At 66.4% G+C, this 10,700-nt stretch carries 10 protein-coding genes, 1 tRNA gene and 1 pseudogene; 4 read left to right on the top strand and 8 right to left on the bottom strand.

What is annotated here, in order from left to right:
- The 4 genes from Q8814_RS20770 to Q8814_RS20755 form a co-directional block, all read right to left on the bottom strand.
- Positions 1 to 719, bottom strand: a 719-nt coding sequence (locus tag Q8814_RS20770) for an inorganic phosphate transporter (RefSeq protein ID WP_330153887.1), incomplete at its 3' end; no start/stop codon positions are given.
- A gap of 82 nt (positions 720 to 801) precedes the next feature.
- Positions 802 to 1,776, bottom strand: a complete 975-nt coding sequence (locus Q8814_RS20765) for an alpha/beta hydrolase (RefSeq protein ID WP_330153886.1) — start codon at positions 1,774 to 1,776, stop codon at positions 802 to 804.
- 139 nt (positions 1,777 to 1,915) lie between these two features.
- A complete protein-coding gene (locus Q8814_RS20760; RefSeq protein ID WP_330153885.1) occupies positions 1,916 to 2,287 on the bottom strand; it encodes an ATP-binding protein in 372 nt (123 codons plus the stop codon).
- Between the two features lie 88 nt (positions 2,288 to 2,375).
- Positions 2,376 to 2,762 carry an STAS domain-containing protein gene (locus Q8814_RS20755; protein WP_330153884.1) on the bottom strand — a complete coding sequence of 129 codons (387 nt, stop codon included), beginning with the start codon at positions 2,760 to 2,762 and terminating at the stop codon, positions 2,376 to 2,378.
- Positions 2,763 to 3,011: 249 nt separating this feature from the next.
- Between Q8814_RS20755 and Q8814_RS20750 the strand changes: the two genes are divergently transcribed.
- The 3 genes from Q8814_RS20750 to Q8814_RS20740 all read left to right on the top strand — a co-directional run bounded on the left by Q8814_RS20750 (position 3,012) and on the right by Q8814_RS20740 (position 6,306).
- The gene (locus Q8814_RS20750) at positions 3,012 to 4,217 is read left to right on the top strand and encodes a PP2C family protein-serine/threonine phosphatase (RefSeq protein ID WP_330153883.1); all 1,206 of its coding nucleotides are present in this window, start codon (positions 3,012 to 3,014) and stop codon (positions 4,215 to 4,217) included.
- 122 nt (positions 4,218 to 4,339) lie between these two features.
- Positions 4,340 to 5,869: a sensor histidine kinase gene (locus tag Q8814_RS20745; RefSeq protein WP_330153888.1), complete on the top strand. Its 1,530-nt coding sequence runs from the start codon at positions 4,340 to 4,342 to the stop codon at positions 5,867 to 5,869.
- Complete coding sequence (locus Q8814_RS20740) at positions 5,866 to 6,306, top strand: response regulator (protein WP_330153882.1); 441 nt, start codon at positions 5,866 to 5,868, stop codon at positions 6,304 to 6,306. The genes Q8814_RS20745 and Q8814_RS20740 overlap by 4 nt, the downstream gene beginning before the upstream one ends.
- A gap of 94 nt (positions 6,307 to 6,400) precedes the next feature.
- Here the strand turns inward: Q8814_RS20740 and Q8814_RS20735 are convergent, their stop codons facing one another.
- From Q8814_RS20735 to Q8814_RS20720, 4 genes and pseudogenes are all read right to left on the bottom strand, one after another.
- Positions 6,401 to 6,778, bottom strand: a complete 378-nt coding sequence (locus tag Q8814_RS20735; RefSeq protein WP_330153881.1) for a DUF3817 domain-containing protein — start codon at positions 6,776 to 6,778, stop codon at positions 6,401 to 6,403.
- The gene (locus Q8814_RS20730; RefSeq protein WP_330153880.1) at positions 6,775 to 7,203 is read right to left on the bottom strand and encodes a transcriptional regulator; all 429 of its coding nucleotides are present in this window, start codon (positions 7,201 to 7,203) and stop codon (positions 6,775 to 6,777) included. The genes Q8814_RS20735 and Q8814_RS20730 overlap by 4 nt, the downstream gene beginning before the upstream one ends.
- Positions 7,204 to 7,272: 69 nt before the next feature.
- Positions 7,273 to 7,359 (bottom strand) — tRNA-Leu (locus tag Q8814_RS20725).
- Positions 7,360 to 7,388: 29 nt separating this feature from the next.
- Positions 7,389 to 7,879 (bottom strand): annotated as a pseudogene (locus tag Q8814_RS20720) (HNH endonuclease signature motif containing protein).
- Positions 7,880 to 8,289: 410 nt separating this feature from the next.
- On the opposite strand from Q8814_RS20720, the gene Q8814_RS20715 reads away from it, so the two are divergent.
- Positions 8,290 to 10,700 (top strand): fatty acid synthase subunit beta domain-containing protein (locus tag Q8814_RS20715; RefSeq protein ID WP_330153879.1); only part of this gene is annotated, 2,411 nt, incomplete at its 3' end.

Below are 10,700 nucleotides of genomic sequence, written 5' to 3'. Positions count from 1 at the left end.
CCGCCGAGATCGGGGCCGAGCGCGATCGCGACCGCGCACGAGAGCTTCACCCAGAACGGCCTCTCGTCCCCCGAACCCAACGTGCCGTGAGCCACGAGTGCCAGGAAGATGACGCCCATCGTCTTCTGCGCGTCGTTGGTGCCGTGCGCCAGGGAGACGAGTGATGCGGTGCCGATCTGCCCGGTGCGGAAACCCTTGCGGGCCGACGGTTCTGGTGTCGACCGTGTGATCCGGTGTACCGACCACGTGCCTGTCGCCGCGACGAGCGCCGCGACCACCGGAGCCAGCACGGCCGGGATGATCACCTTGCCCAGCACTCCCTCCCACACCACGCCGCTGAGCCCGATCGCAGCGACAGCGGCGCCGATCAGACCGCCGAACAGCGCATGCGAGGAGCTCGACGGCAGCCCGAACAGCCACGTGATCAGATTCCACAGGATGCTGCCGATCAAGCCCGTGAACACCACGAGCATCAGCGTCGTGCCGCTCACCGTGCCGAGATCGGCCACTCCGGTCGCGACGGTGGCGGCGACCTCGACCGACAGGAAGGCTCCGACGAGGTTGAGCACCGCGGACAACGTCACCGCGATCTCGGGGGTCAGCGCCCCGGTAGCGATGGAGGTGGCCATCGCGTTGCCCGTGTCGTGGAAGCCGTTGGTGAAATCGAACGCGAGGGCTGTGCCGATTACAACGAGGAGAAGGACGAATTCCGCGTTCACCCACTCAGTGTCCGCACAGCGACCTGCGACCGTGAGGCGTTCGGCGAAATCGGCGGCTGGGCCGGAGCTGTCGGAGCGTGGATCAGCGGGTGCCCAACGCGGGAGCAATCGTGGTGCTCCACGCCTCACGCAGTTGGTCTTCGAACAGCGCCCAGGTGTGGGCGCCAGTGGTTCGCAGGGACACGGTCGCCGGCGCATCCGCGGCGCGCAACGTCCCGACGAGAATCTCCGTGCACCGGTACACCAGCGCTTCGACCACCGCACCTCCGAACGGTGGAATCGCGCCCTCGGGTATCCGATCCACGGCTCCGAACGCGCCGCGCGCGGCACCCACGTAGACGGCGGTGCCGCGCAACTTCGCGGCGTTGAGCGCGGGGTCGTGCAACCGCCAGTCGGTGCTGCCGGGCAGGCCCCACATGTTGAGCGGATCGGACAGGCCGGCTGCGATCATGGCCGACATGCCGGCGGCGACAAGCGGGTGGCTCGGCGCCGGGCAACCGCTGAACGAGGCCGCGGCACGGTAGAGACCCGGCGCCTGGATCGCCAGATCCAGTGCCGGTCCGCCGCTCATGGACAGTCCGGCGACGGCGTTCCGGCCGTTCCCTCCGAATTCGCCGTCGATGACCGCCGGCAATTCGCTGGTCAGGTAGGTCTGCCATTGGTAGGACCCGAGAAGTGGATCGGGGGCACGCCAATCGGTGTAGAAACCGAGCCGGCCCCCGGTCGGCAGCACGACCGTGACGTCCTTGTCCGCGAAGAAACTTCTCACCTGTGAATCGTTGATCCAACCGACGCCGTCCTCGTTCCCGAGGGCGCCGTTGAGCAGGTACAGCGTCGGTAGCGACCCGCCGTGTGCCGGGCGCAGCACGTCGTTGGAGACGACCCGGCCCATCGCGGGGGAGTACACGTCGACGACCGAATGGGTGGGCGACAGTACCCGGGTCGAAACCACCCAGGCCACGTCGCCACCCGGTTCTGCTGCGACCGGGACATACGCGCCGAGACCGAGCGACACCAGCGCCGCGACGACGGTCGAACCGAGAAATCGAAACAACATCTGCAACACGGGCCACTTCAGCATCATTCGATGCTCGCAGCTCGTGAAGGAGCCCCGCACGCTGTGAGATCAGCGATTCGCTGCAATACGATCCCGAACCGACCCGAACCGGACTTCCGGCGAGGCCCGACCCGGCAGCTCAGTCGAGCCAGCGCATCGCAATCAGGGTGCCTTCCGTACCCGGACTCACCACCGCCTCGGTGGCGAGATTGCGGATCAAGGTCAGTCCGTGTCCGCGCGAGCGGTGCGCCGCGTCGTCGATGGCGTCCTGCCACCGCCCGTGATCGGTCACGGTCACCTTCAATTCCCTGTCCTCGGGACGGTAGGTCGCCTCGAGGTCCACGGTTGCCGACTCGTCGCTCGCGTCGTATGCGTGTTCCACCGCGTTGGCCAGGGCCTCGTAGCTCGCCAGCAGAATGTCCTGCACACGGTCCGCGCCCAGGTTCAAGGTCGCCAACCACTGCCGCATCGAGCGACGTAGATTCGCGATCTCTGTCGAATCAGCGCGCACGCCCCGAAAGAAAACTCCTTCGGTGGTGAGCGACGCGGGTTCTTCGGGATGAGACTGCATGGCTCCCTCGGTTCGTCGACTCGGTGCCTTATTCCGGGGAATCCTCGGACGCACCCTCGAGCGCTGCGAGGGCCTCCTCGAGATGCGGGTAAATGGAGAGCACGTCGCCGAGACCGAGCATTTCGAGTGGCCGAGCGGTGGCACTGCCCCGTGCCACGACCGCGAACGCGAAGTTCCCGGGTGCACGCTTGGACAGCTCGACGAGTAGCGCAATACCCATCGAGGCGAGAAAGTCGACCGCGCTGAGGTCGACGACGAGTCCCGAATGGTCGGCGTCGAGCAGGTCGAGCGCCTTCTTCTCGAGCAGCGGAGCGCTGGACATGTCGACGTCCCCGCTGACGGACAGTACTGCGACGGACCCGGCCAGGGTCGTCGACAGGGTCATGTGTGGATGTTCGATAAGTGGGTCGGTCACGGTGCCATCATGCTAGATCTGGGCGACAGACGCGAGATGCGCAGGACAAAAGCACAGTCGGGTCCCTCACGGCGCGCCCGCTGCCCGATAGGTATTGTTCCGCATGGCGTCGGAGCGATCAGCCGATTCCATTCATCTGCGGTACGAGGTAATGCTGTGAGATCAAGTGAAGATCCGAGTCGGGGGCCCGATTCGCGCGACCTCGCGGGCGTCCCGAGAATCCCACCGCAGCAAGGAAGGACGAGCCCCGTGGACCCGCACCCACAACCGGACGAGCCGGTCCTGCATCCGTCGTTGCTGCTGATCGAGGACGATCCCGGAGACGCACTGCTCGTCGAGGAACTCGTCGCGGACAGCGCCCCGGAAATGCAGGTCGTGTGGGTACAGTCACTCACTCAGGCTCGCGATGAATTGGCGCACCGCATGCCCGACTGCGTGCTCCTCGACCTTCACCTTCCCGACGCGCACGGCCTCGAGGCCGTCGCGCGCGTGCAGGAGTACGCAGATACCGTTCCGATCGTCGTGCTCACCGGACTCGCCGAGGAGCAGACCGGCCTCGCCGCCGTCGCCGTCGGAGCGCAGGACTACCTGGTCAAAGGCCGAGTCGAACCGGACCTGTTCGGTCGTGCCGTTCGCTACGCCATCCAACGCAAGCAAGCCGAGCAGGCCGCCGCCGCGCTCCAGGCAGGTCAGCTCCGAGCCCAGGAGAACGCCCGGCTCGAGCGCGGTCTGCTGCCGTCGCCGCTGCTGCACGACGGTGCGAATTTCGAAGTCGTCGCCCGCTACCGGCCGGGACGCACCTCCACCCTGCTCGGTGGTGACTTCTACGACGTCGTCCAGACGGCAGACGGGACCGTCCACGTCCTCATCGGCGACGTATCCGGGCACGGACCGGACGAGGCCGCACTGGGGGTTGCCCTGCGGATCGCGTGGCGCACCCTCGTGCTGACCGGAATCACGGGCGAGCGGCAGATGCGCAAACTCGAAGAGATCCTCGTCGCCGAGCGACCGGGCAACCGCCTCTTCGCCACCGTGACCAGCCTCGCCATGGCGCCCGACCGGCATACCGTCGCGATCATGCGCGCCGGGCACCCCGGGGTGCTGCTCCGAACAGCGGAGACGGTCGAATGGATCGAAGCGCCGGGCGGCCCGGCGCTGGGGCTGTTGCCGGGAGCGGCGACATGGCCGATCCACGAACTCGAACTACCGGCCGACGGTGCCCTCGTCCTCTTCACCGACGGCCTGTTCGAAGGCCACACCGGATCCGGCCCCGAACGGCTCGGCGAGGACGGGCTGCTGGACCTCGCGCGTCGATGTGCGGCCATGCAACCGGAGCCGTTCACCGACTCCTTGATCAGCGGGGCAGAAGCGCTCGCGGATCACCATGGCGGTTTGTCCGACGATGTCGCGGTGGTGCACGTGCGGTGGAGCAGAGAAGCGAACAGGACACGATGACGAACCCGAACCCCGCCGACCCCGACGCCTCCGACGGTCCGGCCGTAACCACCGGCAGACAACCCCCGGCTCGACACCGCGGGCTCACCGTGCAGGGCTGGATCCTGCTGGTCCTGGGCTTCATGGGGGTCCTGGTGGTGGTCGGGACCGTCGTCGGCAGTCACTTCCTGACTCGTACCACCGAGGTTTCCAACTACGTCCGCGACCGCATCCAGCCTGCCCGAGTCGAGGCATACCGGTTGCAGTCGGCGCTCGTCAGCCAGGAAACCGGTGCGCGCGGCTACATTCTTGCTGCCGATCCCGAGTTCCTCGAGCCGTACACGAGCGGAGCGCAGGAGGAACAGGACGCCGCTGTCGAGATTCGACGATTCCTCGAGGGCGAGGAAAAACTGCTTGCAGATGTCGAGGCCATCGAACGTGGCGCGGACGAATGGCGCCGGGTGTACGCCGTCCCTCTGGTCGAGAACGTCGTCCCGGGACAACCGGCACCGGTCGATCCCGCCGCGGTGGAAGCGGGACGAATCGCGTTCGATCAGCTGCGCAGTCGGTTCGAAGTTCTGAACAGCGATCTGGCCGACGCCCGCTTGGACGGTGTCGCGCAACTCGAGGACATTCGCAGCATGCGTGATCGGGTGCTGGCGGCGATGATCGCGATCTTCTTGCTGAGTGGTGTGTGCCTGACGGTGCTTGTGCAGATCATCGTCGTCCGGCCGTTGAGCAGGCTCGGTTCCGAAACGCGTCGCGTCGCAGCAGGGGACTTCGAGAAACCCATCCGGACCCGGGGACCTGCGGACATCCGTGGTCTGGCCGCCGACGTCGAGAGCATGCGCGAGCACATCGTCGACGAACTCCAGATCTCCCGGGAACGACACGCGCAGCTGGAGAGTCAGGCCGTCGACCTGCGGCGCTCGAACGCCGAACTCGAACAATTCGCCTACGTCGCCTCCCACGACCTGCAGGAACCGCTGCGGAAGGTCGCGTCGTTCTGCCAGCTGCTCGAGAAACGCTACGGCGACAAACTCGACGAGCGCGGCACCCAGTACATCGCCTTCGCGGTCGACGGCGCGAAGCGGATGCAGATTCTCATCAACGACCTGCTCACGTTCTCGCGGGTCGGACGGGTCAGCGACGCCCATGTACGCATCGAGCTCGACCGGACGCTGGACGCGGCACTGACCAACCTGTCGGAGGCCGTCGACGAGTCCGAGGTCCGCATCGAGCGGCCCGACACGCTGCCGGAGGTCGTCGGGGACCCGACGCTGCTGATCATGCTGTGGCAGAACCTCGTCGGCAACGCCATCAAGTTCCGGCATCCGGACCGGCCTGTCGTGATCAGTATCGAATGCGAACAGGCGGACGGCGACGACGAGACCGATGCGGTGTGGCAGTTCTCCGTCACGGACAACGGAATCGGCATCGGGGAAGAGTTCGCGGAGAAGGTGTTCGTGATCTTCCAGCGGCTACACGGGCGCGACATCTACAGCGGCACCGGAATCGGGCTTGCCGTCTGCCGCAAGATCGTCGAGTACCACGGCGGCGAGATCTGGATCGACCAGGCGCACCGCGACGGAACTCGCTTCTGCTTTACCATTCCGGTGGTGGCCGAAGAAGAGACCACCAGCGATGCGGCTCTGGAAGGAGCATCTACATGAACTCATCCGGTAAGCCGATCGATGTCCTGCTCGTCGAGGACGACCCGGGCGACGAACTCATGACCAGGGAAGCGTTCGAAGACAACAAAATCGGCAATACGCTGCATGTTGCCCGCGACGGTGAGGAAGCGCTGGACTTTCTGTATCACCGCGGTGCATACGAAGGATCTCCGCGACCGGACCTGATCCTGCTCGACCTCAACCTCCCGAAGTACGACGGCCGGCAGGTCCTGGAGAAGATCAAGTCCGACGCCGACCTCGCGCATATCCCGGTGGTGGTCCTCACCACATCGGCCGCCGAAGAGGACATCCTGCGCAGCTACAAGCTGCACGCCAACGCCTACGTCACGAAGCCGGTCGACCTGGATCAGTTCATCCGGGCGGTGCGGCAGATCGACGAGTTCTTCGTGCAGGTGGTGCGTCTACCCACCCGCTGACCCGTCCGGCGAGTAGAGACTCGGCCGTAACAAAGCATCGAACCGTGTGACCGGTCGCCCGGTCACACGGTTCGATGCTGAAAAGCCGCGCGGTTCAGACGCCGAAATCGGCCTTGACCTGCCGGGTGCGCTTGTGCTCGACGTAGAACGACAGGAACGGGATCGTGCCGGCGAGCAGCGTGCCGATCGTCCGGCCGACCGGCCAGCGCACCTTGATCGACAGGTCGAATGTCAGCACGAGGTAGATCGCGTACACCCAGCCGTGCACGATCGCGATCCACGCGGGCACGTTCTCGATACCGATGATGTACTTCGCGACCATCTCACCGGTGAGGATGAGCAACCAGATGCCGGTGGCGTACGCGAGGACGCGGTACCGCAGCAGTGCGGAGCCGATCTTCTTGCGATCGGCCTCGCCGACCTTGCGCGGCGTCGTGGCCTGACCGGACGCCTGCTCGGGGGTGGTGCTCACTGAGCGCTCCTATCGGACCTGCGCGCGAGCTGCGCGAGGTAGTCGTTGTACTCCTGGGTCTGCCGTGCTTCGGGATCGTCGTCGTCGGCCGCGGCCTCGTCTGCCCGCGCCTCGGCAATGGTGCGGGGACGCGTCGGCAGGAGTTCTTCGGGTATCTCCGTCGGTTCTGCCGATTCCGACGGTCGCCGGCCGCCGGTCGCTTCGGCTTCAGCCTCTTCGGATTCGAGCTTCACGAAGCGGCGGTAGGCGTAGATGCAGAAGAACGCGAATGCCGGCCATTGGAAGGCGTACCCGAGGTTCTGGTAGTTGCCGCCGGCTTCCTCGAAGCGCATCCACTGCCAGTAGCCGAGTCCGAGACATCCCCCCGCGGCGACGATGACCAGGACAACCAGGGCGAACCGGCGAGGCGGACGATACTCGGACACGATATCGACGGTACCCGAGCGGTGCACCGACCTGCCAAGACGGTCGGTGCACCCGTGGGTGATGTCACGTGGTGCGCAAGGGGGGACTCGAACCCCCACGTCCGTAAGGACGCCAAGACCTAAACCTGGTGCGTCTGCCAATTCCGCCACTCGCGCGTGAGCATCTGCAGAATACGGTACCGAGGTCAGTCGCGCGCGCGGAGATGGCGCAAGTTGCGAGCAGCCCACGTCGGTGTCTGGCTGTGGCAGTTGGGGCAGAGGAATCGCAAATTGGCGGCTCGCGAGTCGTTCGAGTTTCCGTCGACGTGGTCGACATGCAGGACAATCGGTTCGTCGCACCAGACGGGACCGATACCGCACCCTTCGCATTGGTGAGGTCGTCCTGATTCGATCAGCGCCCTTCGAAGGATCTTGGAATTTTTCGATTGGCACCAACCGGAGATTCGCAAAGTACGTCCGACCAGTGCAATCGGTTACGCGGCGGCCGCCCCTTCTGGTGTGCCTGACCCGTGAAGTGAGAGGTGTCGATTCCGAAGTATCGGATGCGCCGGCTGATGTGTGCATGAGTGCCTCCGTCGCGTCGGAGGCCGAGGAATCGCAGCACCCCGGCGACGCTGGCAGATACCAGTACGGCCTCCTCGAGAATTTCCTTTGTGTACTTGACCGCCTTACCCATACCGCCCCCGTGTCGAATGTGTGTTCGATTCCAAGCGAACATTAACCGGAGGGTCCGACAAGTCCGCTATGTGGCGAAGGCATGCATAAGCGCCGTCGTCAAGGTGGTAACGATTAGATAACAATAAAGATGAGGGTTTCCTCGAGTTCGAGGACGTCCACGCATCGGCGCAGCCAGGGGGGATTCGGGTTACTCGCGAGTCGCTTTTTCGGCAGTTGTGAGTGACATCACTGGTAGACGGACTGTCTCGTAAACAGTGCGAACCAAAACATGAGGAACTCCTCATGATTTTGTGCGAACCTGGGCGTGCCCGTAAGAGCAGAACAGCCCAGCAACACACCGGCGCAGGCAAGCGCTAGCCACACAGGTAATGCCTCGACGCAGGGGTGTTCAGGAGAGGAACTACACGCGTGACGATCGACGAGACGACACCAGGCGACAACGGACGGAACTCGAAGGCATCACGACGCACCAGCGAACGGACGTCAGCGGCTCCCAAGGGCGCCCTCGTCGACAAGCTCGTCGCCGGTGAGCCCTATGCCCTGGCCTTCGGCGGTCAGGGAGCTCCCTGGCTCGGTTCGCTCGAAGAACTCAGCCGCGACAACGGCCTCGAACCGGTCCTGACCGACCTGGTCAACATCGCCGCCGCGCACCTCGCGCCCGTCGCGGGCGACCTCGTCGTCGTGCGCCCCACCGGGTTCGATCCCATCGCGTGGATCCTCGAGCAGGAACTTGCAGACGAGGACGACGCACCCGTCGCCGTTCCGTCGGCCGCAACCCTGACTTCCGCCGCGGTATCCCTTCCCGGCGTGTTCCTTACCCAGGTGGCCGCGCTCCGCGCCCTCTCGAACCAGGGACTCGACGTCTCGACCCACGCCCCGAGCGCCGTGATCGGCCACTCGCAGGGCGTTCTCGCCGTCGAAGCCGTCGCTGCCGCTGGTCACAAGGACGCCGAGATCCTGGCGATCGCCCAGCTCATCGGCGCAGCCGGCTCCCTCGTCGGACGCCGCCGCGGCCTGATCTCCGGCGCCGGCAAGTACCCGATGCTCGCCGTCGCAGGCGTCGACCCCGAGCGTCTGCGCGCGATCGTCGCCGACGTCTTCGAGGGCCAGGACCCCGAGCGCAGCGCGGTTCTTGCGATCCGCAACGGCCGCCGTCGCGTGGTGCTGTCCGGCCCGCCTGCCGCCCTCGAACGGGTGCAGCAGCGTTGCGAGCAGATCTCCGACACGGAAACCCGTGAGCGCGACGCGAAGAAGCGCGGCGGTGCCGTGTTCTCCCCGACATTCGAGCCCGTCACAGCCGAGGTCGGCTTCCACCATCCCGCGTTCGCCGACGCGGTCGAGCAGGTCGCCGACTGGGCCGCCCGCTGCGACCTCGACGCCGAGCTGGCGCGCAAGCTTGCAGAAGCGATCCTCGTTGCGCCGATCGACTGGGTCGAGCAGGTCGACGGTGTGGTCGCGTCCGGCGCCTCCTGGATCCTCGATCTGGGACCCGGTGAGCTCCTGACCCGCATGACCACTTCGGGCCTGCGTGGCCACGGAGTCGGCATCATCGCCGCCGCCACCCGCGGTGGTCAGCGCAACCTCCTGACTCCGGGCGCCGAGCCCGAGGTGCCGCGCTCCTGGACCGAGTTCGCGCCGAAGCCGGTGGCGCTGCCCGACGGCCGTATCGGTGTGGAAACGTCGTTCACCCGTCTGACCGGTCGTTCCCCGATCCTGCTGGCGGGTATGACCCCGACCACCGTCGATCCGAAGATTGTCGCCGCGGCCGCGAACGCCGGCCACTGGGCCGAGCTCGCCGGTGGCGGGCAGGTCACGGAACAGATCTTCGCCGATCACGTCGCGGAGCTGACCGACCTGCTCGAGCCGGGCCGCGCGGCACAGTTCAACTCGATGTTCCTCGACCCGTACCTGTGGAAGCTGCACGTGGGCGGCAAGCGTCTCGTTCCCAAGGCCCGCGCGGCGGGTGCCCCGTTCGACGGCGTCGTCGTCACCGCGGGCATCCCGGAACTCGAAGAGGCCGTGCAGATCATCGCCGACCTGCGTGATGCCGGCATCGAGCACGTTGCGTTCAAGCCGGGCACGGTCGCGCAGATCCGTTCGGTGATCCGCATCGCGAACGAGGTCCCGAATTACCCGATCATCGTCCACATCGAGGGCGGCCGCGCCGGTGGCCACCACTCGTGGGAGGACCTCGACGATCTGCTCCTCGATACCTACGCCGAGCTGCGCACGCGCCCGAATCTGGTGCTGTGCGTCGGTGGCGGTATCGGTACGCCCGAGCGGGCCGCCGACTACCTGACCGGTCGCTGGTCCACCGCGCACGGGTTCCCGGCGATGCCGCTCGACGGCATCCTCGTCGGCACCGCTGCGATGGCGGCCCTCGAGGCCACGACCTCTCCCGAGGTCAAGCAGCTGCTCGTCGACACCCCCGGTACTCCCGACTGGGTGGGCGCCGGCACCGCGAACGGCGGCATGGCGTCGGGTCGCAGCCAGCTCGGTGCGGACATCCACGAGATCGACAACGCCGCGTCCCGCACCGGCCGCCTCCTCGACGAGGTCGCCGGTGACGCCGAGGCCGTCGCCGCGCGCCGTGACGAGATCATCGCCGCGCTGGACATCACCGCGAAGCCGTACTTCGGCGACGTCGACTCCATGACGTACCTGCAGTGGCTGACGCGCTACCTCGAACTCGCCGTGGGCACCGACTGCGCGAACGGGTTCGATTGCGGCACCGACCTCGCCGACGCGGTCGCCGAGGCCCACAGCAGCCCGTGGCTGGACGTGTCGTGGGCAGGCCGGAACACCCCCAACCAGCTGCC

It is taken from the genome of Rhodococcus chondri (genome assembly GCF_036327435.1).
GTDB classification, from domain to species: Bacteria; Actinomycetota; Actinomycetes; order Mycobacteriales; family Mycobacteriaceae; genus Rhodococcus; species Rhodococcus chondri.
This window is presented reverse-complemented; position numbering and strand designations above follow the sequence as displayed.

Bases quoted from the DNA above. Each gene is read 5' to 3' on its own strand.
- Q8814_RS20765 (WP_330153886.1), bottom strand. From the start codon at position 1,776: ATGTTGTTTCGATTTCTCGGTTCGACCGTCGTCGCGGCGCTGGTGTCG.
- Q8814_RS20745 (WP_330153888.1), top strand. From the start codon at position 4,340: ATGGGGGTCCTGGTGGTGGTCGGGACCGTCGTCGGCAGTCACTTCCTG.
- Q8814_RS20740 (WP_330153882.1), top strand. From the start codon at position 5,866: ATGAACTCATCCGGTAAGCCGATCGATGTCCTGCTCGTCGAGGACGAC.